A 24,210-nucleotide genomic window follows, 5' to 3' on the forward strand; every position below is an offset into this window, starting at 1 on the left:
CAACAACAACGAACACCATGGGCAAGAGCCGACTGGAAGCCTTCAGCGATGGCGTGATCGCCATCATCATCACGATCATGGTGCTGGAGATGAGAGCACCGCACGGCAGCGAGCTGTCCGATCTCCTGCCGGTCGCCCCAACGTTCCTCACCTACATCCTGAGCTACATCTACGTCGGCCTGTACTGGAACAACCATCACCACCTTTTCCATGTGGTTCAGCGAGTCTCGGGCAGCGTACTGTGGGCCAACCTGCATCTGCTGTTCTGGCTGTCGCTGGTGCCGTTCGTCACGCGCTGGCTCGGGGAGAACCATTTCACCGCCTGGCCGACGGCGCTCTACGGCGTGGTGCTGTTCATGGCGGCCGTGGCGTACTACCTCCTCACGCGAGCATTGCTCGCCGTGCATGGCGCAGGAGGAAATGCAAAGCTCGCCGCCGCCGTGGGGCGCGACGTCAAGGGCAAGCTGTCGGTCGTGGCCTACGCGCTGGCCATCGGACTGGCATTCGTGATGCCGGCACTCTCGCTCGTGCTCTACGCCGTGGTCGCCGCCGTCTGGCTGATCCCGGATCGCCGGATCGAACAGGTGATCGAGTCATAGGGCCACGCACGCGCAAGCACGGTGGCAGTCGACGCGCATCGCGTTTTTACGTAGTATCCGGTCCATCATGCAAAACGTAACCTTTGAACTGACGGGCGAATTCGTCGCCCTGAACGACTTGCTCAAGCTCGCCGGCCTCGTGGATTCGGGCGGCGCGGGCAAAGTGATGGTAGCCAGCGGCGCGGTCAGCGTCGACGGACGGCAGGAGACCCGCAAGACCTGCAAGATCCGCGCCGGTCAGACCGTTTCGGTCGACGGTGTTCGCATTCGCGTCAAGGCGGCTTGATACCCGGTTTCCCCCATGTGAGCCTGCCCCCGCAGGCCGCTATACTTAAAAGCGGTTTTTGGCGTGTCAGCCCAAGTCACACCCGACAATGTCCACAGGACGTCCGAGGAGGCCGTTGCGATGGTCGTGCCCCGTTCACCGTCCGTCGCCGGCACCGCGCCGGGGCGCGAGGCGCTGCTCGCGGCGCTCGACCACTCGTTGGGCATGCTCACGCTCACGCCGGATGGCATCGTCGTCGATGTCAACGACAAGCTGCTCGGCATGTTCGGTTACGCGCGCGCCGACCTGCTTGGCCAGCCGCACGCACTACTGTGCGAACCCGGCGATCCCACATGCGGCAATGCCCTGGCCCACGTCGCCAGCACCCGGCGCTCGCACACCGGACAAGTTCGCCGTCGCCGCCGCGACGGTCGCCCGATCTGGCTCGAAGCCACTTACAACCCCGTCATCGACGACGACGGTAATCTCGCCTTCGTGATCAAGCTCGCCGTCGACGTGACCGCGCGCGTGGAGCGCCAGGCGGCCGACGACGCCCGCCTGCACCTGCTCTCGCTCGGCGTCGACGAGACCGACAACGCCGTGCTCATCACCGACGCCCAGGGTTGCGTGTGCTACGTCAACGCCGGGTTCACGCGCATGTTCGGCTACGCCGCGAATGAGGTCGTCGGCCAGTCCACCCGGCTGCCGTTGGAGGAAACCACGACGGGCGACGTCGCCGACAGTGCATCGGCCGTCGATATCAAGGAGGCCCTTGCGCATTGCCTCGTGGCCGCCCGCGACGGCCGCAGTTGCCACAGCGAAGTGCTCGTGCGCACGCTGCAACGCCAGCCGCTGTGGGTCTCCGTCGTGACGAACCCGATGCTCGACGCGAACGGCAAACTCCTCAACGCCGTCGTGCTGTTCACCGACATCACGCAATCGAAGATTCAGGAAGTGCTGCAACACAAGGCGCTCGCCGCGATGGTGCGCGATGCGCCCCTCGTCGAAGTGCTCACGCTCATCTGCCGCGAACTGGAGCAGATCGCGCCCGAAGTCGTGGCCTCGGTGGTGCGGGTCGATTCGGAAGGCCGGTTGCGCCCGCAAGCGGGGCCAAGCCTGCCCGCGCAGTATCACAAGAACATCGAAGGCCTGGCCATTGGACCGAACGTAGGCACCTGCGGCTCGGCGGCGTTTCATGCGCGCCCGGTGATCGTGACCGACATTGCGAACGACCCGCGCTGGGCCGATTTCCGCGACATGGCGGCCGAATTCGGATTGGCCGCGTCGTGGGCCATGCCCATCATCGCGAACGACGGGCGGGTCCTCGGGGTGCTCGGTTTCTATTACCGCACGCCGCGCAGCCCCGACGCCCTGCATGAACGACTCGTCGACGTCTGCGTGCATCTGTGCAAGCTGGCCTTCGAGCGCGACGAGTCGCGCACGCGCATCCGCCAACTGGCGTTCTCGGACAACCTCACCGGCCTGCCCAATCGAAGCATGCTCGGCGTGCTCGCGGCACAAGCCATTGCCAGCGCGGCGGAGCTGAACGCGCGCATGGCCGTCATCTTCATCGACCTGGATCGCTTCAAGCAGGTCAACGACTCGCTCGGCCACCAGGCAGGCGATGCCCTGCTGCGCACGATCGCCCAGCGCTTGAGACGCTCGCTGCGCGGCGCCGATATCGTCGCGCGTCTGTCAGGCGACGAGTTCGTGGCCATGCTCACCGAGTGCGATCCCGAGCGACTCGATATTGCGCTCGAGCGCATGCGCAGCGCGTTGCGCGCGCCATGCCAGATCGATGGCGTGACGCTCGCACCGTCGGGCAGCTTCGGCATCAGCCTGTATCCGAATCACGGCAAGGAATTCGACATGCTTTTGCAGCGTGCAGACATGGCGATGTATCAGGCGAAGATGACCAGCCCGGGCAGCGTACGCGTCTATCACGAAGACATGAACATCCACGCGCAGGAGCGGCTCGAGCTGGAGACCGCCCTGCGCGACGCCCTGCGGCACGGCAAGCTCGCGCTTTTCTATCAGCCGCAGATCGATCTGTCCGACGACTCGGTCTACGGCGCCGAGGCCCTGACGCGCTGGACGCATCCGCAGTACGGCGACGTGTCGCCGTCGCGCTTCATTTCACTGGCCGAGGAGTGCGGCCTGATCGGGGAACTCGGCACCTGGACGCTGCGCGAGTCGTGTCGCCAGTTGGCGGATTGGCGCCGGCGAGGCGTAGGCATCGGCAATGTGTCGGTCAACCTGTCGCCCACCAACTTCCACGATCACAACCTGCCGCGTACGATTGCCGACGCGCTGGCCGATCACGATCTGCCACCATCGTGCCTCGCCATCGAGATCACGGAAAGCGTGTTGATGGACCACAATCCGACCACGCTGCGCATCATCGACGAAGTCCACGGCATGGGCGTGCGCCTTTCGATGGACGACTTTGGCACCGGCTACTCGAGTCTGGGTTATCTGCGCCGCCTGCCGGTCTCGGAGTTGAAACTCGACCGCAGCTTCGTCCATGACATTACCCGCGACGAAACGGTGCAGGCACTGACCAATGCCATCATCAGCATCGGTCGCAATCTGCGCCTGACGGTCGTGGCGGAAGGCGTCGAGGACGAAGCCCAGCGAGCGCTGCTCTTCGCGCAAGGGTATCGTGTCGCGCAAGGGTATCTGTTCTCCCCCGCCCTGTCGGCCGTCGACGTCGAACGCTGGCTCGAACAATGGTCGGCACGCCCTCCCTCACCGAACCCCGTCCCCGCCTGAAACATCGGGAATCACGGCGCGAGCCCGAGTTCCATCTGATGCAGGGCCGTCTCGATGGCCTGGCTTTGCTCGGCGTCGAGCGCGTCGGCGCCAATGCTCGTCTCACGGCGGTAGATCATCTGGCCATAAATGTTGGCCAGCGCGCGCGCCGACTGGCACAGCGACCAGTGGCTGTCGGCGGCCTGACGGCCCGTCCAGTAGTTGATCGCCTGCTCGATTTCGGCGATGGAATAGTTGGCTTTCATGAGAGGTTCTGTCTCGCCGCGAAGTGGAATACTGTGATTATATACAGTGGACAAGAAATCGGTAAGTTGCCCATGTCATGACCGGCATCGATCCAGATCGATTCGGGTCCGCGCATGCGTCGATTCTCAGGCGCGCGTTTCGGAACTGCAACACTTGATGCCGGGGCATCGCCACAAACGCTCCCGCACACCTCGACATTCTTCACAAAATCAACTACTTACCAGTTCCGGCACGATATTGGCTTCAGCTTCGTGAAAACGCCGTGCAGCCGCTTGCCATGCTCGCCCTGCTCGCGTCCCCAACGATCGCCCCGACGGAGCCGACCCATGCCGCCGAGACACGCTACGCCACAGGTTCTACCGGTTTTCCCATCCGCCGTGCGCCGCGTGATGCTGCTACGGTTTGGCATCGTCGCACTCTGCGTGCTGATCGCATCCGGCGCACCACGGGTCCATGCGCAATCGGTGCCGCCCGCCGGCGCCGCACCCACCGATCCCTTTCATCAACCGTGTGTCGCCGTGCGCGCCTCGCCGGAAGCGTCCGCCCCGGGAGGACGCGGTATGCGCCACGGCGTCGCTGCCCTTCGAACCGTCGCGACGACACCGGCTGCAGGACGCGTGGTACGCAAGCAATACGTCGACCTCGACAACCGCTGCGCAACACCGCCCGCGTTCGCGCCGACGCGCGATGTCGACGCGACCTCCACCTGGCATGTGGACGCGCCGGCAGGCGACATGCATGCGGCCGCCAAGCCTTCCGGGACACACGCCTTGCGCGGTCTCGCGTCCTGAGCGGCGGCGCACGACGTTTGCTATCCTGCGTCTTTCGCACGCCCACGTCGTTGCGCCCCCAGAGTTTCCGGAACCTCAATGCCCGCCAACACGCCCAACAGGCCCGACACGCCCAACACTTCTGACAAGTCGCGCGGCACCCTCCGCTCGCCCGCCGACGGCATGCCTCCACCGGGCGCGCTGCCGCTCGCCTGGATCGGCTTGCTGGCCGCTGCCGCCTGGGTACTCAAAAGCCCACATCCCACGTGGGCCGTCGGTGTGATGTGTCTTTGCGCCGGCCTGATCTCATCGTTCGGCGCACGTCGCCGCGCACGCAGGGCATGGCCCGCCTTCTTCACCGGCCTGCTCCCCGTCGGTGTCGCGCTGTTCTTCGCGTTGCTGATGTTGCGCCCGCTGCTTCGTTGACAACGCCTCGTCAAGTGTTCGTGTGGCTTGCAAGCCATGACCGGCGAGCCCTTCTCGTTACGCACTCAACGACCGATGAGTTACCCACAGCTTCTGTGGATAACCCACTGGATAACCGGGCACTCGCCCGCCGAGACGCCCGCCGTTACACGCTGTCAAGAGGATTGCCCGTTTCAGCGTCAGCATTGGATAAATTTTTTAAGCTTGACGTTTCACCGCGCATCTGTGCGCAGGCAAAACCCTTTGACGTGACGCAAGCCTGCGGAAAATCCCGCCGCAATTCGTGTGAAAAGCGGGGTCCCCGCACGCATGGAAGGGTTCGCAGCACAAGCGAATCGGCCTATGATGGAATTGCGCGATACCTCGCCATGCATGACTTGGGATCCTCGCCGGATCCGCACGTCAGTGGCCGCTTCGCTTTCCAGTAACCCCGGGAGAACGTCTCGTATGACCCAATCCGACAAGCCGTCCGTTACCTCCGCCTCATCACCTGTCGACGCGTCCACGACCGAAGCGGAGCGCGTCCATCTGGACGATCTGCTCGCGCGTCACTCGGTCACGGAAACGGTCGACCGCGCGTCCGTCATCGACTTGATCAACGAGTTGCGCTCGCCTGAAGTGAAAACGGCGGAAGACCGTGATCGGGTCGTCAAGGAAAGCCGCTTGTGGCGGGAAGTGTCGCACCGCGACACCGCCATTTCGCTGATCAATTCGCTCGCGCAGATGGCACCGATCTTTCTGAACCAGATTCACTGGTGATGCTTGTCGCGCCGGCCGTCGCCGGCGCGATGCGCCTTCTTTCGCTTCAATCCTGATTTGCACGCTTGCCGCGCCGATCCATTGATCTGGATTAACGTTGCGTGCGGACACCTTGGTGGGTGAGAGGGACCTTGCGCCGCGTGTGCCTTACAATGCGGGTCGCTTAAGCGCTTCCTGTTGACCCAACACCATGACGACCACGCTGAACACCTCGACCGACTTCAAGAACTGGATCTGCCTGATCTGCGGATGGATTTACAACGAAGCCGAAGGCGCACCGAACGACGGCCTTGCGGCCGGTACGCGCTGGGCCGACGTGCCCGCCGACTGGCGTTGCCCGGAATGCGATGTGGCGAAGGCGGATTTCGCGCTGTCCGAGTTCTGAGTGCGATAGCGCCCGCCCGATCGGTGCAGGCTCAGTGATGCCAGCCCCATCCGCGGCCCCGGCCGTGCCATCCGCGATCATAGCCACCGTCGTAATAGCCGCCCGATATCCCGAACGTCACGACCGGTGCGGGGGCAACCGCGTAGCCCGGCGCATAGCCATAACCGTCGTAATAGGCGTTGCCGTACGCCGGCGCGCCATAAGGCACGGCCACGCAACCGGCCATCATCAGGGCGACGGCAGCGCCGCCCGCCAGCCAAAGTAAGCGTTTCACGATGAAGTCTCCCGCATGAGCTGTTCGAGTCGTGCGCGAAACGGATCGACGCCAGCCCGTCAGCGGCTCATCGATTTTCGCAGCACCCGTTTGACTCGTTAGACAGGTATGTTCCCGCGAAATGCGTGATGGGGCACATCATCTTTGGTTACCAAATGTGACATCGGTAACCGTGCGATCAGAAAACCCAGCAGCGGTCGCGACCGGCGCGTTTGGCGCGATACAACGCCATGTCGGCTCGTTCGACCATGGTCATCGGCGAGTCGTCGTCCTGCCACTCCGTGATGCCGAAACTCGCCGAGAAACGCAGCGGCGGCTCACTGCCTTCCAGCGATTCGCGCTTGCAGCGCTCGCGAATGCGATCCGCCACGCGCAGTGCATCGCGCTCGCTCGCCCCCGGCAGCAGAATCGCGAACTCCTCGCCACCAATGCGGCCGATCAGGTCGTCGCCGCGCAATGTCGACGAGCACACCAGCACGAATCGGCACAGCACCTGATCGCCGATGGCATGCCCGTAAGTGTCGTTGATGGACTTGAAGAGATCGAGATCGGCCACGATAAGACTCATCGGTTCGTTCTTGCGTTGCGTGCTCTCCAGCAACCGCTCGAAGCGATGGAAGAAGTAGCGTCGCGTCAGGCTGCCCGTCAATTCGTCATAACTGGCTTCGAACGCCAGTTGATGATTGGCCGCGCGCAGCACCTCGTTCGACTGACGGGCTTCGCGATGCTTCACACGCTCACGCCAATAAGTCCAGCCGGCGAGCGTTACGATGATGACGCCGCCCAGATACAGCAAGAAACATAACACCAGGTCCTTGCCATGCTCGCGCGTGAGCGCCTCCCAGGCGTCGACACCCTCCACCGCGTAGACGGTCAGGTCATTGCTCGAACTCGGACGCGACGTGATCACGAACGGCTTCCGGGACTCGTCGAATGCCGACATCCGGTCGAGCAATTCCTGAGGCACCCAGGCGTTCGAACGACCGGGGGCGCGCTTGAATGGGGAGATGGGCATGCGCGCGAAGTCGTCGTGCTGGTACAGCGCCTTGCGCTCGGCCTCGGACAGCTTGCCCAGCTTGCCATCGAGCATGAAACGATCCTCGAAACGAGGGTCGTTCGCCATGATGACCACGCCATTGCCGTCAACGATGAACGACTCTCCGCTACCCACCCAATGACGCAATCGCGTGAGTCCGATCTTGGTCATCACGACGCCGATCAGCGCGCCCTTGCGATACACCGGGGCGCTGAAATAAAGGCCGGGCGCCTGATGCTCCCAGCCTGCGGCATAACTCTCGAAACGTCCGCCCAACAGGGCATTCGTGACATAGGGCATGTTGGCCACGGACCGCCCGATCGGCGACGGCTCATCGCGGAAATTGCTTGCGGCCACGCACACGCCATGAGCGTCGATCAGCCACACCCGGTCAACGCCGAAGTATCCCTGAGCGCCTTGCAGAAATTCGTTGGCACGATCCACGGTCTCGGCCGCCGGGGCGTCGCCCCCCGTCGTTCGCAGCACGTCACGCAGCAAGCCGACTTCCGCCAACGTGGCGGGGATGGCGCGCACCATCGCCAGATCCGTGTTGATGGCGTGAATCATGCCGTCGGCGACGCGGTCGGCCACCATTTGCCCCGCGTCAACGCTCTGAGCGAGCTTGTCGCCGACCAGCGACGTGGCAGTCCTGTCCGCCGCCATCCAGCAGGCGACCAGCACGCCAACCGAGACGCTGGCGGCATAAAGCCAATGTCTAATCCTCATCCGAAAATCAAACGCTCGTTCTAATATTATTCACTTCTTACGTTGGCGACGTATCCACTGCATTCGTGTCGCGCTTCCGTCATTTCCCCGGACAGAAGCTCTGGCCGCGACTGACATCCTGAGTGCCAGTGAATTGCCGCCAATTCTGGTCTGCGCGTCGAACTCGTTCCCCCTTTTCCCCCTTTTGCGATCCATGGCGTGTCGCGCCACGCGCCTCCGGACCCCGACTGCTCCGCCTTGTCCACCCCGACAACGGCAGCCGCCCCCGCTCTCCAGCGCAGTGCGCGGCGCACAGCCACCCGCTCATGCCGCCCGACTTCATCACGACTACGACTGATTTTATCGCACGCCAACGATGAACTCGTACCGCCAAACATCAAATCACGAATTTATTACGATCACCGATTTAATCTATTAATTGGCCGAATACGTCGCTTGTTCGCGTTGGTCAATGGGTCCGCTTTATTCGCAAATCCCCAAACGCGCGATGACCGAATCAATCTCTTCGATTTCCACCGGACGGGAGAATAGGTAACCCTGTGCGCACAGTGGCACGAAATGACGCAGCCAATCCAGTTGCCGCGCATTCTCGACGCCCTCGACAATCAGCTCGATACCCAGCGAACGCGCAATGTTGACGATGTTCGAAATCATCAGGCAAGAACGTGACGAATCGGGAATCGACTCCACGAACGAGCGATCGACCTTGAGCGTGTCGACAGGAAAACGTGTCAAGTAGGACAACGACGAGTATCCGGTACCGAAATCGTCAAGCGCAATGCGCACCCCGGCGCGCTTGAACTGCTTGATCTTCATCTCCACGAGCGCCGGATTCTTGACCATGACCGACTCGGTGACTTCCAGCTCAAGTCGATTCGGTTCGACGGCGTACGCCCTCATGAGACGCTCGACCAGCTCGCCAATGTCGCCGCGCCAGAACTGCACCGACGAGACATTGACGGCCAGTCGCAGCGACGCCATCGGCGTGCCTCGCCATGCCGCCAGTTGACGGCACGCCTGCGTCAGCACGAACTCGCCGATGGCCACGATCTGTCCGGTCGTCTCCGCCAGGGTAATGAACTCGCCCGCGCTCAGCACGCCCCGTTCCGGGTGACGCCAGCGAATCAACGCCTCCATGCCGCGCACGCAATCGGACTCGAGCGCGACGATGGGTTGATAGGCGAGGAAAAACTCGCCGTTGACCAACGCCTGCTCCATTTGGCGCTCCCACACGACGAGCTGATGCGCCTGATACGTCATCTGCTGCGTATAGACGCGCACCACGCTCTTGCCGGCCTCCTTCGCGGAGTACATGGCGAGATCGGCCTTCTTGATGAGGTCGGCTTCGGTTTCCTCCGGTTTGGACCAGAAGGTCACCCCAATACTCGCGTGAAGCGCGAACGACGTGCCGTCCGCCACCATCGGCGACTTGAGGGTGGCGAGCAGCGTCTCGCCCAGCGGCTCGGCGGCGTCGGTTGCGCCGTTGCCTGTGAGCAGCACCATGAATTCATCGCCGGCAAAGCGCGCCAGCATGGCCTCTGGTGGCATGCGCGGGGCAAAGCGCTCGGCCACCTGACGAATGATCTCGTCACCCTGCGTATGACCCAACGTGTCGTTCACGCTCTTGAAATTATCGAGGTCGATGTGCAGCAGCGCCACCTTGCCGACCTGGTCGGGCACGGACAGCGCACGCCGCAACGCCTCCATGAGCGCATAGCGATTGGGAAGTCCGGTGAGCGCGTCGAACGAAATCAGTCGCGTGAGCTGCTGATCCCGTCCGATCAGCCGCTGCATCAGGTAGGCGATGAGCACGAAGAACACGATGAGCGCAACCGACACGAAGGTGGCCATCGTCAAATAGACCCGCGCGACATGCCGATGCTCGGTCAGCGCTTCATCCAGCGACAGGCCGACCTGAACGGCGAGCGGATAGTCCCGCAGATGGCGGTATGCCACGATACGTTCGATGCCATCGATGGGATCGCGCTGGATACCGGAACGGCGTTGCGCTGCCGAGAACGGCGGCAGTTCCCCCGTGCCGGCGATGGCAACGCCGGCGCCGGTGCTGCGCGCGAGCATGGCATCGTCGTCGGCAATGACGGCGACCTCGCCGTATTGGCCCAGCACAGCGTTCGTGTAGAAATCCGTGGTGAAGTAGTCTGGCGCCTGCGACACGATCACTACACCGGCGAAGCTACCATCGGGATGATTGAGCCGCCGGGTGAACTGAAGCACCCACTTGCGCGACACGCGCCCGAGCACCGGATGACTGATGAACAGGTTGTCGTTCGAGAGTTCCTGATGCACCCGGAAGTGCTCGCGGTCGGCGATGCTGATCCCAACGCCGCCGGCGATCGTCGTGGCCACGATCTTGCCGTTCGCGTCGGCCAAACTGACCTGCACCATGAAGGGATCTTTGACCGTTCCTTCGGCGAGCGCTTGCTTCAGATCGAAGTGTCCGTGACGTCGCTCGAATTCGTATTTCACGAAACGCGTCAGTTGATCGACCTGACGGATGGCCCGCAACGTATGCTGCTCGAGTGCGGTCGTCACGGTCGACGCCGAGGCGGCCGCGTCGCGCAGAATTGCCTGACGCTCGATGGCGATGCGCCATAGCACCGCCGTCCAGACGAGGATCAGAATCAGGAGACCGAAAATCAGAATCGCGGCGATCGAGCGATGGGGCGTCATCCAACGCCCGTGTCGCGCTCCCGTTGTGCTCGGTTCCGCCATAGGTGGAGATCCTTTCAGCCTTTGTGCCAAAACGCGCAAAGATCGGTGTTGGCCCGGTCGTCAATAGGATCCAGCGGTCGTCGCCAACGGACGCCATGGTTTCCGGCAAGTGTAAGGCAATCGCGGCGCCCCCGGAAGTCGTTTGGCGTTTCCGCGTTCCGGCAGGGGGACGGGGTGGGCGCGAACACCGCCCCACCCCACGGCGTGCCATATGTCGGATTACGGATATTTCGGCGACCGCCGCACTAGGAGAATCCCGAAGTTCGAGGCACGGTTCGAGGCGCGCCCCAGCAGCCGAATGCCACGGGATGCGTCACAAGCACTCGCAATCGCGTGGCTTCAGGCATTGACGGCAAAAGCGAAGACAGTGCAAGCGCACTAGGACCGCCACCACCGATGCGTACGCCTTGTTCAGGACTTGAGCAGATCGATGACCGCCTCCAGGCGATGGCGCAAGTCAGCCACGTCGAGGGTCGTCTCGGATTCGGTCAAGGCTGCCGGCTCGCCCGCGTGCCCCGCAGCCGCCCGGGCGCCACGTGGCGTGTCGGCATCGAGACGGTTACGCGCACCATTGATGGTGAAGCCCTGCTCATAGAGTAACTCCCGGATACGCCGGATCAACAGGACTTCATGGTGTTGGTAGTACCGTCGATTACCGCGCCGCTTGACGGGGCGCAGTTGCGTGAACTCCTGCTCCCAATAGCGCAGTACATGTGGCTTGACGCCACACAGCTCACTCACCTCACCGATGGTGAAGTAACGCTTTGCGGGAATCGGCGGCAAGGCAACGTGATCCATCGCGGCGTTAGCGGAATGGGACGACGGTTAAACAGCGGAGGAAAAACCAACGGCCGCCACAGAAAGCGGCGGCCGGGAATCACTTGCCCAGCACGCCTGATTCCACCATCGACTTGAGTTTCTGGCTGGCGTGGAAGGTCACCACCCGACGCGCGGCAATCGGAATCGCCTGGCCGGTTTTCGGATTGCGGCCGGGTCGTTGCGGTTTGTCGCGCAACTGGAAATTGCCGAAGCCGGAGAGCTTGACGCTGTCGCCAGACTCAAGCGCATCGCGGATCGATTCGAAGAAGGCCTCGACCATATCCTTCGCTTCGCGCTTGTTCAGACCGACTTGCTCGAACAGCAACTCGGCCAGTTCGGCCTTGGTCAGCGTCGGCGCTTCGGTCGAGACGTCGTTCGTGTCGCTGCGACCCAGCGCGATGCGCTGCGCCGCGAGCATGGCTTCAAATTCACCAGGATTCATTTCGTTCATACGTCCCACGCGATGGCGATGACAGTGCGATAACCAACTCGCAAGCGGATGTTGACTGAGTTTCAGGCGCGCAAACGTGCGCCGAACCCTTCTACCCGTTGTACCAGTGCGTTGATGGCGCCCTGGACCGTCTCGTCTTGCAACGTACCCGAGGGGTCCTGCAGAGTAACACGAAACGCCACGCTTTTGTCCTGAGCCCCCAGCGAGCCCGAGGCTGCACCGGCCTTCGGACGGAACTCGTCGAACAGGCGAACCGATTGCACGACGCTGCATGCCGGATCGTCGTGACGCGCCGCCAGCATGGCGTCGATCAGCCCTTGCACCGGCTGCGCCTGATCCACCACCAGCGCGATGTCGCGCGTGACCGGCGGGAACTTCGAGATGTCCTCGTAGCTCGCGACGTCGCGCACCAGCAGCGCTTCCGCCTCGATCTCGAACAACACCGGCGCGTGCGGCAGGTCGTACTTCTGTTGCCAGCGCGGATGCAGCTCGCCGATGATGCCGACACGCTTGCCATCGACTTCGATCGCCGCGCTGCGTCCCGGGTGCAACGCCGGGTGTTCGGCCTTCACGAAGCGTGCCGTGCGCGGGGACAACAGTGCTTCGAGATCGCCCTTCACGTCGAAGAAATCGACCTGACGCGTTGCCGCGCCCCATTGCTCGTCGAGCACCGGGCCATAGGCCAGCGCCGCGACCGTGAGCGGCTGACGGTAACCGCCAACGCTCAGCTCGCCCGAGGCGACCGTATTGTCGCGATGGTAGGTGCGGCCAATTTCGAATACGCGTACACGCGACGCCTTGCGATTCAGGTTGTAGCGCGTGCTCGCGATCAGGCTGCCGATAAGCGTCGAGCGCATCACCGCCAGGTGGCTGGCGATCGGATTGAGCAGCTTGATCGGGTGATCGTTGCCGGCGAAATCGGCTTCCCACTCCACGTCGACGAAGCTGAAGCCAACCGTCTCGTGATAATCGCGCGCCGCCACGGCGTGACGCAACGCGTGTTGCGAGCGGCGGCCTTCCTGCGTCGGGCGCATTTCGCTTGCGGCGACCGGCGGATTGGCCGGAATGCGATCGAAACCGTAGATACGTGCAATCTCTTCGATCAGATCTTCTTCGATTTCGATGTCGAATCGATACGACGGCGGCGTGACGCTGAACACGCCATTCTGCAAGGTAAACGGCAGACCCAGGCGCGTGAAGATCGCGCTCATCTCCGCCTCGGAAACCGGCACGCCCAGAATCTTGATGGCACGCGCGACACGCAGGGTCACGGGCCGACGCTCGGGCAACTGTGCGATCTGGTCTTCAAGCGGACCGGCCTGGCCGCCGCAGATGTCCAGCACCAGTTGCGTGGCCCGCTCGAGGGCCCGCCCATTGCCGGCGAAGTCGACGCCGCGCTCGAAGCGGTGCGAGGCATCGCTTGTGAAGTTGTACTTGCGTGCCCGGCCCTGAATCGCCTGCGGAAAGAAGAACGCGCCTTCGAGGAAGATGTTTTGCGTGTCCAGACCCGCCTTGGTCGAGTCGCCGCCCATGATGCCGGCGAGCCCGATCGGACCGCTGGCGTCGGTGATGGCGAGCACGTTCTCGTCGAGCGTGACGGTCTGTTCGTTGAGCAGCTTGAGCGTTTCGCCCGCCCGCCCGAAGCGCACGTCGATCCCCCCTTGCAGGCGGTTCAGGTCGTAGACGTGCAGCGGCTGGCCCAATTCGAGCATCACGTAGTTGGTGATGTCGACCAGCGCGGAGATGCTGCGCTGACCGGCGCGCTCAAGGCGCTCGACCATCCAGCGCGGCGACGCTGCGGCAGCGTTCACATTGCGGATGATTCGGCCGCCGAAGCGCCCGCAACCTTCCGGCGAGCTGATACGCACCGGCAGCGTGTCGGCGATCGTCGCAGGCTGAGCGCCCTGCCCCGGCAAGTCCTTGAGCGGCGCGCCGGTGATGGCGGCCACTTCGCGGGCGATGCCCAGCAGCGACAGGCAATCCGCTTTGTTCGGCGTGAGCTTGACGACGAACACGGTGTCGTCGAGATCGAGATACTCGCGAATGCTCATACCGACCGGTGCATCGTCCGGCAGGATCATCAGACCGCCATGGTCTTCCGAGAGCTTCAGTTCGCGCGCCGAGCACAGCATGCCGAAACTCTGCACGCCGCGCAGCTTGCCGATCTTGATCTGGAACGGAGCGCCGCCGGCCTCGGCCGGGGGCAATGCCGCACCCACGGTCGCGCACGGCACCTTGATGCCCGGCGCCACGTTGGGGGCGCCACACACGATGGTGAGCGTCTCGCCGGTACCGGCGTCGACCTGGCAGACGTTCAGACGGTCAGCGTCCGGATGCCGGGCGACGTCGAGCACCTTGGCCACGACCACACCGGTAAACGGCGGGGCGACCGGGTCGGTTTCCTCGACTTCGAGCCCGGACATCGTCAGGGCATGCGCCAACGCGTCCGTCGACAAATCCGGGTCGACCAGGGTACGCAGCCACGATTCAGAGAATTGCATGGATCAGTTCGCTCGCAGTTAAGTCTTCACTTCCGAGAGCCCGGCGGCAGCGGCTTCGCGCGCCCGTCCGGGGCCGTCGGCATCGATTACATGAATTGGCGCAGGAAGCGCAGGTCGTTCTCGTAGAACAGTCGCAGATCCTGCACGCCGTAGCGCAGCATCGTCAGACGCTCCAGACCCGAACCGAACGCGAAGCCGATATAACGCTCCGGGTCGAGTCCCATGTTGCGCACGACCGTCGGATGCACTTGCCCGGACCCCGAGATTTCCAGCCACTTGCCGGCGTTCTTGCCCGTCTCGAACTGCATGTCGATTTCAGCGGACGGCTCGGTGAACGGGAAATACGACGGGCGGAAACGCACCTGAATGTCGTCGCGTTCGAAGAACTTGCGCAGGAAATCGGTGTACACCCCCTTCAGGTCGGCGAAGCTGATGTCTTCGGCAATCCACAGGCCCTCGACCTGATGAAACATCGGCGAGTGCGTGGCATCCGAATCCACGCGATACGTGCGGCCCGGCGCGATCACCTTGATCGGCGGCTTGTTCATGCGCGCGTAACGCACCTGCATCGGGCTCGTGTGCGTGCGCAGCAGCAGCGGCTTGCCGGCGTCGTCGTTCCCTTCGATGTAGAACGTGTCTTGCATCGAGCGGGCGGGGTGGTTCTCCGGGCTGTTCAGTGCCGTGAAGTTGAACCAGTCAGTTTCGATTTCGGGGCCGTCGGCCACGTCGAAACCAATGGAACGGAAAATCTGTTCAACGCGCTCCCAGGTGGTGAGCACGGGGTGCAGGCTGCCAGCGCCCAGGCCTCGGCCGGGCAGCGTGACGTCGACGGCCTCGGCCGACAAGCGCGCGTCGAGCAGCGCGTCGGCCATGGCCTGGCGGCGCGCCTGCAGGGCGCCTTCGATCTGTTGCTTGGCCGCGTTGATCCGTGCGCCTTCATGCTTGCGCGCGTCGGGATCAAGCTTGCCGAGGCCCTTGAGCAACTCGGTCAGTTGGCCAGTCTTGCCGAGAAAGCGGGCTTTCTCGTTTTCCAGCGCGGCGGCGTCGGGAGCGGCGGCGAACGCACGCTGCGCTTCGCTGACGATAAGTTCCAGATCCATATGCTACAGACTCAAGTTAGGCGGTCGGAATGGCCGCAGATGCCAGCGAAAAAACCAGCGAAAAGGCATGCGAAAAACAAAAGGGGGCTCCGATGAGAGCCCCCTCCTGGCGAATGGCGCGCGGTAAAGCGCGCGATACGCTAACTACAGCTTAGGCTGCGACGGCGGCTTTCACCTGGGCGACAATCGCGGCAAACGCCGGCTTGTCGTTGATGGCCATGTCGGACAGCACCTTGCGGTCGAGTTCGATCGAGGCCTTTTTCAGACCAGCGATGAACACGCTGTAGGTCATACCGTGCTGACGCACACCTGCATTGATACGCGCAATCCACAAGGCGCGGAACACGCGCTTCTTGTTACGGCGATCGCGATAGGCGTACTGCCCAGCGCGCATGACCGCTTGCTTGGCGATGCGGAAGACGTTATTGCGGCGGCCGCGGAAACCCTTGGCAGCAGCGATGACTTTCTTATGGCGGGCCCGTGCGGTGACCCCACGTTTGACTCGAGGCATGTTTCTCTCCTATCTAAGTCGGGGTTTAAGCGAAGGGCAGCATTGCGCGTACGGAGTTCAGATCAGACTCATGAACGCCGACGGCACCGCGCAGGTGACGCTTATTCTTGGTGGTCTTCTTCGTCAAAATGTGACGCTTGAAAGCCTGACCACGCTTAACGGTACCGCCAGGACGCACGCGAAAGCGCTTCTTGGCACCGCTCTTGGTTTTCATCTTAGGCATGAAAAACTCCGAGTTTTTAACATGATCACAGGTGTGACGCCAAAATCGCGCCCCTTGTAGAACCCGAGACCACTTGTATTCAGGGTCAGACAGCACCCTGCATCACTGCCATGGCCTTGCGGGCCACGGCGGCAATTCCTTGCAGCCCGGCGGTATCGATCGATACCGCCACGGCGTTACTTCTTTTTCGGCGCGATGACCATGATCATCTGACGGCCTTCCATCTTCGGCATCTGTTCCGGCTGGCCGACCTCTTCGAGATCGGACTTCAGACGTTCCAGCATACGCGCGCCGATTTCCTGGTGAGCCATCTCACGGCCGCGGAAACGCAGCGTGATCTTGGTCTTGTCGCCTTCTTCGAGGAACCGCTTCAAATTGCGCAACTTGACGTTGTAGTCGCCGTCGTCGGTGCCAGGCCGGAATTTGACTTCCTTGATCTGAACAACCTTCTGCTTCAGCTTGTTCTCGTGCGCTTTCTTCTGTTCCTGATACTTGAACTTGCCATAGTCCATCAGGCGGCACACCGGCGGCTGCGCCTGCGGCGCGATTTCCACCAGATCGACGTCGGCCTCTTCGGACAGACGGAAAGCCTCGGCGAGTTTCAAGATGCCGAGCTGTTCCCCGTCGACCCCGGTTAGACGCACTTCAGGCGCAGTGATTTCGCCATTGATGCGATGCGCTTTATCGGTAGCGATGTTGCTTATCCTCGAAAAAAACAAAAAATTTAGCCGCGCGGTCCGACAGGCGTTATTGGAACGTTGCGCATTCCTGCGCCAGACGTTCGATGAGCGCGTCAACGGGCATCACACCCAGATCCACGCCGCCACGGGCACGCACGGCTACCGTATTCGCTTCCTGCTCTTTGTCCCCTACGACAACAAGGTAAGGAACCTTCTGCAATGAATGCTCGCGTATTTTATAGCTAATTTTCTCGTTGCGCAAATCGCTGCGAGCCCTAAGCCCTTGTTCTTTCAACTTTTTCGTCACTGCCTGGGCATAATCGGCCGTTTTTTCGGACACATTCAGCACAATGACCTGCTCCGGCGCGAGCCAGACCGGCATTGCACCAGCATGGTGCTCGATCAAAATGCCGATAAACCGCTCGAGCGACCCCAGGATGGCCCGGTGCAGCATGACCGGACGGCGGCGGTTGTTGTCCTCCGCCACATATTCGGCGTCCAGGCGCTCCGGCATCGAGAAATCGACCTGCATCGTGCCGCACTGCCACTGACGGCCAAGCGCGTCCTTGAGCGTGTATTCGATCTTCGGGCCGTAAAACGCCCCGTCGCCCTCCGCGATCACGAATTCGCAGTTCGAACGACGCAGCGACTCCATCAGCGCAAATTCAGCCTTGTCCCAGTTCTCGTCCGAACCCACACGATGCTCAGGGCGCGTAGCGACCTTGTAGATCATGTCCGTGAAGCCGAAATCCTTGTACACGGCATGCAGCAGCGCCGTGTAATTCACGCACTCGTCGAGAATCTGGTCTTCCGTACAGAAAATGTGACCGTCGTCCTGCGTGAAGCCGCGCACGCGCATCAGCCCGTGCAGGCCGCCCGACGGCTCGTTGCGGTGACATTGACCGAACTCGCCGTAGCGCAGCGGCAAATCGCGATAGCTGTGCAGCGCCGAGTTGAAAATCAGCACATGGCCCGGACAGTTCATCGGCTTGAGCGCATACGCGCGATTTTCCGATTCCGTCGTGAACATGTTGTCCTTGTAGTTCTCCCAGTGGCCCGACTTCACCCAGAGCGCACGATCGAGAATCTGCGGACCCTTCACTTCCTGATAGCCGTGATTGCGATAGACGCGGCGCATGTATTGCTCGACCTGCTGCCAGAGCGTCCAGCCCTTCGGGTGCCAGAAGACGAGGCCAGGCGCCTCCTCCTGCATGTGGAAGAAGTCCAGCGCACGGCCGAGCTTGCGGTGATCGCGCTTTTCCGCCTCTTCGAGCATGTGCAGATAGGCGTCCTGGTCTTCCTTTTTCGTCCAGGCCGTGCCGTAAATGCGCTGAAGCTGCTCGTTCTTGGCGTCGCCGCGCCAGTAGGCACCCGCGACCTTCATCAGCTTGAAGACTTTGAGCTTGCCCGTCGACGGCACGTGCGGCCCCCGGCAAAGATCGACGAACTTGCCTTCGCGATACAGGCCGATCTCGTCCGTCGCCGGAATCGATTCGATGATCTCGGCCTTGTACTTCTCCCCCATCGACAGGAACAGACGCACGGCGTCGTCGCGCGAGAGCACTTCGCGCGTGACCGGCTCGTCTTTCTTGGCCAGCTCGTGCATCTTCTTCTCGATGGCATCGAGATCTTCCGGCGTGAAGGCGCGGTGGAACGCGAAGTCGTAGTAGAAGCCGTTTTCGATGACTGGGCCGATCGTGACCTGCGCTTCAGGGAACAACTCCTTGACGGCGTAGGCCAGCAAGTGAGCCGTCGAGTGACGAATGACGTCGAGGCCATCGGCGTCCTTGTCCGTGACGATGGCGAGACTCACATCGCGCTCGATCAGATAGGACGTATCGACCAGCTTGCCGTCGACGCGGCCGGCCAGGGCGGCCTTGGCCAGCCCCGTGCCGATCGAGCCGGCGACTTGCGCCACCGTGAGCGGGCCTTCGTACTGGCGTTGCGAGCCGTCAGGCAAACGTACCGAAATCATGTCGCACTCCCATGCGCAAAAGCATCACGCGCGGCCAACGCCACGCGGCAAAACCACGAAAAAAAACGGCCTCGACTGTCGTCGAGGCCGTCTCTTCATTCCTTGCATCCAGACGAAAAACACCCTCGACTTAACGTCGCACCTTCACCACTGTGAAAGTTCGGGCCGTCTTCAACATGAGTGTTTTCCAGCGTCTGTGTCTGCGGGGTCTCGCGGACTGTCATGCATCAAATTCGTTGGTAGGCTCGATTGGACTCGAACCAACGACCCCCACCATGTCAAGGTGGTGCTCTAACCAGCTGAGCTACGAGCCTACTACAAGAGAACGAGATTCTAGCAATATTTCAGCGCGTCGCCAAGCGAATATTGTGCCTGCCGCAAATGCCGCTCACCGCCGCCGCGACGACACCACTCCCGCCACCCCGCCCAATTGCGCCAGCGCGCGCTGCAACTGCCCGCCATCGCGCACTTCCACCGTGAACTGCATGAACGCCTGCGCCCCCCGCGACTGCGTGCTGACACCAGTGACGTTGAGCTTTTCCCGTGAGAACACTTCGGAGATGTCGCGCAGCAATCCCTGACGGTCGGTCGCCTCGATCTGGATATCCACCGGATACGCCGCCACGCCCCGCCCTTCGAGCACATCGGCCGACCACGCGGTCTGAATGACCCGCTCCGGCGCCCGCGCCTTCATGGCGTGAAAGCTCGTGCAATCCTGACGGTGGATCGATACCCCCTTGCCGCGCGTGACAAACCCCACGATCGGATCCGGCGGCGCCGGACGGCAGCACTTGGCCAGTTGCGTGAGCAACGCGCCGACGCCCACGACCAGCACGCCGCTCTTGGCCCCCTGCGTGACGCTGGTGTCGAGGCTCTTCTTCGCGACGAGCGTGTCCTCGTCGCGCGGCTCCGGCCCCGGCAGATTGCCCGACAGCGCCTGCTCGACATGGCGCAGGCTGAACTCATCCTTGGCAATCGACGCGTAAAGGTCGTCCGGCGTCCGGAATCCGAGCCGAGCCGCCAGTTCCTCCAGATTGACCGACGTCTTGCCCTCGCGCTGCAACGTCTTGTCGATCAGCGTTCGGCCATGGGCAATCGTTTCTTCGAGATCGATGGTGTTGAACCACTGACGCACCTTCTGGCGTGCCCGGTGACTCTGCAAATACCCCAACTGCGTGTTGAGCCAATCGCGCGACGGGCCGCCCTGCTTGACCGTCACGATTTCGACCGTCTGCCCGTTCTGCAGCGGCGTATTGAGCGGCACCATCGCGCCGTCGACACGCGCGCCACGGCAACGATGCCCCAGCTCCGAGTGCAGGTGATACGCAAAATCGACCGGCGTCGCCCCCTGCGGCAACGCGATCACGCGTGCCTGCGGCGTGAGCACGTAGATATGATCGTCGATCGTCGCGCGCTTGAGCTGCGCCCATGGCTGCGCGGCCCCCTCGGCACCCACCGTATCGGCCACATCGTCTTTCCACGCGAGCAACTGGCGCAGCCAGGCGATCTTCTCGTCGTAGGCCTCGTTCGCCGCAAACGCGCCGCCGTAGCCGCGCTGCCCCGCTTCCTTGTAGCGCCAGTGAGCCGCGATGCCATACTCGGCAAAGTGATGCATCTCATTCGTGCGTATCTGCACTTCGAATGCCCGCCCGTCATCGCCGATCACCACGGTGTGCAGCGACTTGTAGCCATTGGGCTTCGGACGCGAGATGTAATCGTCGAACTCTTTCGGAATCGGCTGCCACAGGTTGTGGACAATGCCCAGCACCGTGTAGCAATCCTTGATGTCGTCGACGATCACGCGAAACGCGCGCACATCGTACAGTTCGGCGAAATCGACCGCCTTGCCGCGCATCTTCTTCCAGATACTGTAGATGTGCTTCGGCCGCCCGGACACTTCGGCCCTGACACCCGCGCGCGCCAGTTCGTCCTGAAGTCGCTGGATCGCTCCCTCGATGAACGTCTGACGCTCGACGCGCTTCTCTTCGAGCAGCTTGGCAATCTGCTTGTAAGTGACCGGCTCCAGGAAGCGGAACGCGAGGTCTTCGAGCTCCCACTTCAGTTGCCAGATGCCGAGGCGGTTCGCAAGCGGCGCATAGATCTCGAGCACCTCGTGCGGCATCTCCTCAGGGGGTGTCTTCTTCTGCGCCGCATACCAGCGCAGCGATTGCAGACGCGACGCCAGCCGGATCATCACCACACGGATGTCTTGCGCAAACGCGAGCAGCATCTTGCGCAGCCCTTCGACCTGCGACTTGCGCTCTGCCGCGGCGTCGCGATCGCGCCCGTCGGACGGCATGGCCTGCGCGGCACGCGAGCCCGCGCCCGAGAGCCGCTGCAACTTGCGCACGTCGATCACGAGCGCCGCCACTTCGGCGCCGAAGGTTTGGGTCAACGTGGTTTGGGGATCCGGCAGGAACTCGACGGCGGAGAAGAGCGCCGCGGCCTGATGCGTTGCCTCGTCCACGCGCAGCGTATCGAGAATCGCGAGCATGCCGCGTGCGTGCGCCATGATCGGCTCGCCGGAAGAGAGCACGTGCTCGCCGCACAGGGTCGTGGCGAACGCGAGCGCGTTGTCGAGCGTGGCGGGCAAGGGCACATCACCCACGCCCGGGGTCGAATTCCGGGCGTCGGGCGCCGTTGTCGAATTCGTGCCAGCGGAGGTCGGTGCTTGATGTTGGTTCATGTCGGAACATGGGGCGACGTGCGCCCCTGATGATACGGGTCGTGAGACTCAGCCTTCGCGCTGAGCCGCCACGACCACGATTTCTACAAGCATGGCAGGGTCGGCGAGCAACGCCTGCACAGTGGCACGCGGAGGTGCATTACCCGCGGGCACCCATTCGTCCCACACCTGGTTCATTTCGCCGAAATACTTCATGTCCGAAATATAGATCTGACAGGAAAGAATCAGCGACTTGTCGCTGTTCGCCTCGGCGAGCAGGCGGTCGATATGCGCGAGTACCTGACGCGTCTGACCGACCATGTCCTGCGTGCGGTCATCCGGCGTCTGCCCTGCCAGATAAACCGTGCCGTTGTGCACCGCCATGTCCGACCAGCGCTTTTCGACGTAGAAACGTTGTACTGCCATGATGTAAGACTCCTCGTGTTCTTCGAACGTCGGACTTGTCGCCGCACCCCGCCACCGGAGCGAGTGTCAGTCGGCAAATCCCTCAAAAAATCGGCGTGCGATCTCGATCTGATCCGCATGCACAAACGTCGGCGCGTGTCCCACGCCGGGTATTTCCACGGCGCGTGCGTGTTGCGCGAGCGCCAGCATTTGTTCGAGCGTCGCGCGCGAGAGCAGATCCGACTGCTCGCCGCGCACAATCAACAGGCGCCCGGAAAATGCCGCAAGCGACGCCCAGAGCATGCCCTCTCCCGCCGCTACGGCCTCGGGCGAAATCGCGGCAAATGCCGCTCCGAGCGATGGATCGTAACGCAACACATACCCATCGCCGTCGGCCTTGAGCAGCGGCTCGCACAATGCGCGCCATTCCTCCCGGGTATGCGGACCGAATGACGACGAGATCGACCAAAGGTAGTCGGCCCCCTCGTCGATCGATGCAAAACGCTTCGGCGTACCGACATATTGACCGATGCGTGCGAGCGCGGCGACGTCGATGTGCGGTCCGACATCGTTGAGCAGCAGATTGCGAATCGGCGTATCGGGCAAGCCCGCGAGGCCCATGCCGATCAACCCGCCCATCGACGTGCCAAACCAGTCCACGGACGTCACGCCCAGGCGCGCAATCAACGTCACCATGTCGGAGACGTATTGCGGCACGACATAGCCTGCGGGATTGCGCAGCCACGACGACTGTCCGCGCCCAACCACGTCGGGACACACGACACGGTAGTCGTTTGCGAACGTCTTCGCCAGCGCATCAAAATCGCGACCGCATCGCGTCAGCCCATGCACGCACAACAGAACGCGCGGGTTCTCCGGATCGCCCCATTCCGTGTACGCCATACGATGCAACCCGGAAGGGCTCAGACACTGAACGTTCGACAGGCGCGGCGCGTAGCTCGACATGACAGACTCATCGGATCGGTTTCCAGAACCGAATTCTACCGCGCTTGCCGTCTACCTTTGCAGCGATGCCCGCAACACGGCGCGCAGTGTCGCGCAGAACCCGAATCGTGGCCGACTCACCGGCACCGCCAAAACAAAACGGGCGGGGAAATCCCCGCCCGCTTCGCCTTCCATCGGTCACCGGGTTCAACGGCCACGGCAACCCTCAGCAATACCGCGTGTCACACGCCCCTGGCATTCAAGCCACAAGAGACGACAGCCACGTCACCCATGCGTCAGACAGCGCTCGTGTCGAGCGGTGCCCCGGTCTTCTGCGAAATTTCTTCCTTCGTCACGCCCGGCGCGAGCTCGACCACCTTCAGGCCGTCCGGCGTCACATCGATCACACCGAGGTCGGTGATGATGCGGTTGACCACGCCAAGGCCGGTCAGCGGCAGATCGCAGGCCTTCAGGATCTTGTGGGCGTCGCCCTTGGCAACGTGCTCCATGAGCACGACCACGCGACCGACACCGGCGACAAGATCCATCGCGCCGCCCATGCCCTTGATCATCTTGCCCGGGATCATCCAGTTCGCGAGGTCGCCTTTTTCGCTGACCTGCATCGCCCCGAGGATTGCCAGATTGATGTGGCCGCCACGGATCATCGCGAACGAGTCCGCCGACGAGAAGATCGACGAACCCGGTAGCGTCGTCACCGTTTGCTTGCCCGCGTTGATCATGTCTGCATCGACTTCGTCCTCCGTCGGGAACGGGCCGATACCGAGCAGGCCATTCTCCGATTGCAGCCAGACTTCCATGCCGTCGGGCACATGGTTCGCCACCAGCGTGGGCAAACCGATGCCGAGGTTCACGTAAAAGCCGTCTTCCAGCTCTCGCGCCGCGCGCGCAGCCATTTCATCACGATTCCATGCCATGGTTATCTC

23 protein-coding genes and 1 tRNA gene are annotated in these 24,210 nt (G+C 62.6%); 7 read left to right on the forward strand and 17 right to left on the reverse strand.

Features of this window, described 5'->3' with window-relative positions:
* The first annotated feature begins 17 nt into the window (after positions 1–17).
* The 3 genes from PCE31106_RS20685 (at position 18) to PCE31106_RS20695 (ending at position 3,636) form a co-directional block, all read left to right on the forward strand.
* A complete protein-coding gene (locus PCE31106_RS20685) occupies positions 18–599 on the forward strand; it encodes a TMEM175 family protein (protein WP_017233337.1) in 582 nt (193 codons plus the stop codon).
* Positions 600–666: 67 nt separating this feature from the next.
* A complete protein-coding gene (locus PCE31106_RS20690; protein ID WP_017233336.1) occupies positions 667–885 on the forward strand; it encodes an RNA-binding S4 domain-containing protein in 219 nt (72 codons plus the stop codon).
* Between the two features lie 120 nt (positions 886–1,005).
* On the forward strand, positions 1,006–3,636 hold the full coding sequence (locus tag PCE31106_RS20695) for a sensor domain-containing protein (RefSeq protein WP_150564552.1): 2,631 nt from the start codon (positions 1,006–1,008) through the stop codon (positions 3,634–3,636).
* An 11-nt stretch (positions 3,637–3,647) separates the two neighbouring features.
* On the opposite strand, the gene PCE31106_RS20700 is transcribed toward PCE31106_RS20695, so the two are convergent.
* Positions 3,648–3,881 carry a DUF3717 domain-containing protein gene (locus PCE31106_RS20700; protein WP_017233334.1) on the reverse strand — a complete coding sequence of 78 codons (234 nt, stop codon included), beginning with the start codon at positions 3,879–3,881 and terminating at the stop codon, positions 3,648–3,650.
* 327 nt (positions 3,882–4,208) lie between these two features.
* On the opposite strand from PCE31106_RS20700, the gene PCE31106_RS20705 reads away from it, so the two are divergent.
* From PCE31106_RS20705 to PCE31106_RS20720, 4 genes are all read left to right on the forward strand, one after another.
* Positions 4,209–4,673 (forward strand): hypothetical protein, encoded by a 465-nt coding sequence (locus PCE31106_RS20705; RefSeq protein WP_150564553.1) that lies wholly within the window; start codon positions 4,209–4,211, stop codon positions 4,671–4,673.
* A gap of 78 nt (positions 4,674–4,751) precedes the next feature.
* Complete coding sequence (locus PCE31106_RS20710; protein WP_150564554.1) at positions 4,752–5,078, forward strand: hypothetical protein; 327 nt, start codon at positions 4,752–4,754, stop codon at positions 5,076–5,078.
* A gap of 447 nt (positions 5,079–5,525) precedes the next feature.
* Positions 5,526–5,837, forward strand: coding sequence for a hypothetical protein (locus tag PCE31106_RS20715; RefSeq protein WP_017233331.1), 312 nt, complete (start codon positions 5,526–5,528; stop codon positions 5,835–5,837).
* Positions 5,838–6,027: 190 nt separating this feature from the next.
* Positions 6,028–6,222, forward strand: coding sequence for a rubredoxin (locus PCE31106_RS20720; RefSeq protein ID WP_017233330.1), 195 nt, complete (start codon positions 6,028–6,030; stop codon positions 6,220–6,222).
* Between the two features lie 31 nt (positions 6,223–6,253).
* Here the strand turns inward: PCE31106_RS20720 and PCE31106_RS20725 are convergent, their stop codons facing one another.
* The 16 genes from PCE31106_RS20725 to PCE31106_RS20800 all read right to left on the reverse strand — a co-directional run bounded on the left by PCE31106_RS20725 (position 6,254) and on the right by PCE31106_RS20800 (position 24,201).
* Positions 6,254–6,496, reverse strand: a complete 243-nt coding sequence (locus PCE31106_RS20725; RefSeq protein ID WP_017233329.1) for a hypothetical protein — start codon at positions 6,494–6,496, stop codon at positions 6,254–6,256.
* 178 nt (positions 6,497–6,674) lie between these two features.
* On the reverse strand, positions 6,675–8,258 hold the full coding sequence (locus PCE31106_RS20730; protein WP_150564555.1) for a sensor domain-containing diguanylate cyclase: 1,584 nt from the start codon (positions 8,256–8,258) through the stop codon (positions 6,675–6,677).
* A 462-nt stretch (positions 8,259–8,720) separates the two neighbouring features.
* Complete coding sequence (locus PCE31106_RS20735; protein ID WP_150564556.1) at positions 8,721–10,949, reverse strand: bifunctional diguanylate cyclase/phosphodiesterase; 2,229 nt, start codon at positions 10,947–10,949, stop codon at positions 8,721–8,723.
* Between the two features lie 453 nt (positions 10,950–11,402).
* Positions 11,403–11,789 carry a MerR family transcriptional regulator gene (locus PCE31106_RS20740; protein WP_150564557.1) on the reverse strand — a complete coding sequence of 129 codons (387 nt, stop codon included), beginning with the start codon at positions 11,787–11,789 and terminating at the stop codon, positions 11,403–11,405.
* A gap of 79 nt (positions 11,790–11,868) precedes the next feature.
* A complete protein-coding gene (locus PCE31106_RS20745; protein ID WP_150564558.1) occupies positions 11,869–12,261 on the reverse strand; it encodes an integration host factor subunit alpha in 393 nt (130 codons plus the stop codon).
* A 62-nt stretch (positions 12,262–12,323) separates the two neighbouring features.
* The gene (gene pheT / locus PCE31106_RS20750) at positions 12,324–14,762 is read right to left on the reverse strand and encodes a phenylalanine--tRNA ligase subunit beta (protein WP_150564559.1); all 2,439 of its coding nucleotides are present in this window, start codon (positions 14,760–14,762) and stop codon (positions 12,324–12,326) included.
* Positions 14,763–14,848: 86 nt separating this feature from the next.
* The gene (gene pheS, locus PCE31106_RS20755; RefSeq protein ID WP_017233323.1) at positions 14,849–15,862 is read right to left on the reverse strand and encodes a phenylalanine--tRNA ligase subunit alpha; all 1,014 of its coding nucleotides are present in this window, start codon (positions 15,860–15,862) and stop codon (positions 14,849–14,851) included.
* A gap of 151 nt (positions 15,863–16,013) precedes the next feature.
* Complete coding sequence (gene rplT / locus PCE31106_RS20760; protein WP_010806048.1) at positions 16,014–16,373, reverse strand: 50S ribosomal protein L20; 360 nt, start codon at positions 16,371–16,373, stop codon at positions 16,014–16,016.
* Positions 16,374–16,398: 25 nt separating this feature from the next.
* Positions 16,399–16,596 (reverse strand): 50S ribosomal protein L35, encoded by a 198-nt coding sequence (rpmI, locus tag PCE31106_RS20765; protein WP_010806049.1) that lies wholly within the window; start codon positions 16,594–16,596, stop codon positions 16,399–16,401.
* A gap of 176 nt (positions 16,597–16,772) precedes the next feature.
* Entirely contained in the window at positions 16,773–17,315 is a 543-nt protein-coding gene (infC, locus tag PCE31106_RS20770) for a translation initiation factor IF-3 (RefSeq protein ID WP_017233321.1), read from the reverse strand.
* A gap of 28 nt (positions 17,316–17,343) precedes the next feature.
* Positions 17,344–19,251 carry a threonine--tRNA ligase gene (thrS, locus tag PCE31106_RS20775; RefSeq protein WP_150564560.1) on the reverse strand — a complete coding sequence of 636 codons (1,908 nt, stop codon included), beginning with the start codon at positions 19,249–19,251 and terminating at the stop codon, positions 17,344–17,346.
* Positions 19,252–19,488: 237 nt separating this feature from the next.
* A tRNA-Val gene (locus PCE31106_RS20780) sits at positions 19,489–19,565 on the reverse strand.
* Positions 19,566–19,639: 74 nt separating this feature from the next.
* Positions 19,640–21,937 carry a RelA/SpoT family protein gene (locus PCE31106_RS20785; RefSeq protein ID WP_302476066.1) on the reverse strand — a complete coding sequence of 766 codons (2,298 nt, stop codon included), beginning with the start codon at positions 21,935–21,937 and terminating at the stop codon, positions 19,640–19,642.
* A gap of 48 nt (positions 21,938–21,985) precedes the next feature.
* Positions 21,986–22,342, reverse strand: coding sequence for a RidA family protein (locus PCE31106_RS20790; protein WP_017233318.1), 357 nt, complete (start codon positions 22,340–22,342; stop codon positions 21,986–21,988).
* 66 nt (positions 22,343–22,408) lie between these two features.
* On the reverse strand, positions 22,409–23,287 hold the full coding sequence (locus PCE31106_RS20795; RefSeq protein ID WP_017233317.1) for an alpha/beta fold hydrolase: 879 nt from the start codon (positions 23,285–23,287) through the stop codon (positions 22,409–22,411).
* Positions 23,288–23,562: 275 nt separating this feature from the next.
* The gene (locus PCE31106_RS20800) at positions 23,563–24,201 is read right to left on the reverse strand and encodes a CoA transferase subunit B (RefSeq protein WP_017233316.1); all 639 of its coding nucleotides are present in this window, start codon (positions 24,199–24,201) and stop codon (positions 23,563–23,565) included.
* Between the last annotated feature and the right edge of the window lie 9 nt (positions 24,202–24,210).

The organism is Pandoraea cepalis (assembly GCF_902459665.1).
Lineage (GTDB): Bacteria > Pseudomonadota > Gammaproteobacteria > Burkholderiales > Burkholderiaceae > Pandoraea > Pandoraea cepalis.

What these genes read in the sequence shown, in the direction of transcription:
- PCE31106_RS20685 (WP_017233337.1), top strand. Translation starts at nt 18, where the DNA reads ATGGGCAAGAGCCGACTGGAAGCCTTCAGCGATGGCGTGATCGCCATC.
- PCE31106_RS20690 (WP_017233336.1), top strand. Translation starts at nt 667, where the DNA reads ATGCAAAACGTAACCTTTGAACTGACGGGCGAATTCGTCGCCCTGAAC.
- PCE31106_RS20695 (WP_150564552.1), top strand. Translation starts at nt 1,006, where the DNA reads ATGGTCGTGCCCCGTTCACCGTCCGTCGCCGGCACCGCGCCGGGGCGC.
- PCE31106_RS20700 (WP_017233334.1), bottom strand. Translation starts at nt 3,881, where the DNA reads ATGAAAGCCAACTATTCCATCGCCGAAATCGAGCAGGCGATCAACTAC.
- PCE31106_RS20705 (WP_150564553.1), top strand. Translation starts at nt 4,209, where the DNA reads ATGCCGCCGAGACACGCTACGCCACAGGTTCTACCGGTTTTCCCATCC.
- PCE31106_RS20710 (WP_150564554.1), top strand. Translation starts at nt 4,752, where the DNA reads ATGCCCGCCAACACGCCCAACAGGCCCGACACGCCCAACACTTCTGAC.
- PCE31106_RS20715 (WP_017233331.1), top strand. Translation starts at nt 5,526, where the DNA reads ATGACCCAATCCGACAAGCCGTCCGTTACCTCCGCCTCATCACCTGTC.
- PCE31106_RS20720 (WP_017233330.1), top strand. Translation starts at nt 6,028, where the DNA reads ATGACGACCACGCTGAACACCTCGACCGACTTCAAGAACTGGATCTGC.
- PCE31106_RS20730 (WP_150564555.1), bottom strand. Translation starts at nt 8,258, where the DNA reads ATGAGGATTAGACATTGGCTTTATGCCGCCAGCGTCTCGGTTGGCGTG.
- PCE31106_RS20735 (WP_150564556.1), bottom strand. Translation starts at nt 10,949, where the DNA reads ATGACGCCCCATCGCTCGATCGCCGCGATTCTGATTTTCGGTCTCCTG.
- PCE31106_RS20740 (WP_150564557.1), bottom strand. Translation starts at nt 11,789, where the DNA reads ATGGATCACGTTGCCTTGCCGCCGATTCCCGCAAAGCGTTACTTCACC.
- PCE31106_RS20745 (WP_150564558.1), bottom strand. Translation starts at nt 12,261, where the DNA reads ATGAACGAAATGAATCCTGGTGAATTTGAAGCCATGCTCGCGGCGCAG.
- pheT (WP_150564559.1), bottom strand. Translation starts at nt 14,762, where the DNA reads ATGCAATTCTCTGAATCGTGGCTGCGTACCCTGGTCGACCCGGATTTG.
- pheS (WP_017233323.1), bottom strand. Translation starts at nt 15,862, where the DNA reads ATGGATCTGGAACTTATCGTCAGCGAAGCGCAGCGTGCGTTCGCCGCC.
- rplT (WP_010806048.1), bottom strand. Translation starts at nt 16,373, where the DNA reads ATGCCTCGAGTCAAACGTGGGGTCACCGCACGGGCCCGCCATAAGAAA.
- rpmI (WP_010806049.1), bottom strand. Translation starts at nt 16,596, where the DNA reads ATGCCTAAGATGAAAACCAAGAGCGGTGCCAAGAAGCGCTTTCGCGTG.
- thrS (WP_150564560.1), bottom strand. Translation starts at nt 19,251, where the DNA reads ATGATTTCGGTACGTTTGCCTGACGGCTCGCAACGCCAGTACGAAGGC.
- PCE31106_RS20785 (WP_302476066.1), bottom strand. Translation starts at nt 21,937, where the DNA reads ATGAACCAACATCAAGCACCGACCTCCGCTGGCACGAATTCGACAACG.
- PCE31106_RS20790 (WP_017233318.1), bottom strand. Translation starts at nt 22,342, where the DNA reads ATGGCAGTACAACGTTTCTACGTCGAAAAGCGCTGGTCGGACATGGCG.
- PCE31106_RS20795 (WP_017233317.1), bottom strand. Translation starts at nt 23,287, where the DNA reads ATGTCGAGCTACGCGCCGCGCCTGTCGAACGTTCAGTGTCTGAGCCCT.
- PCE31106_RS20800 (WP_017233316.1), bottom strand. Translation starts at nt 24,201, where the DNA reads ATGGCATGGAATCGTGATGAAATGGCTGCGCGCGCGGCGCGAGAGCTG.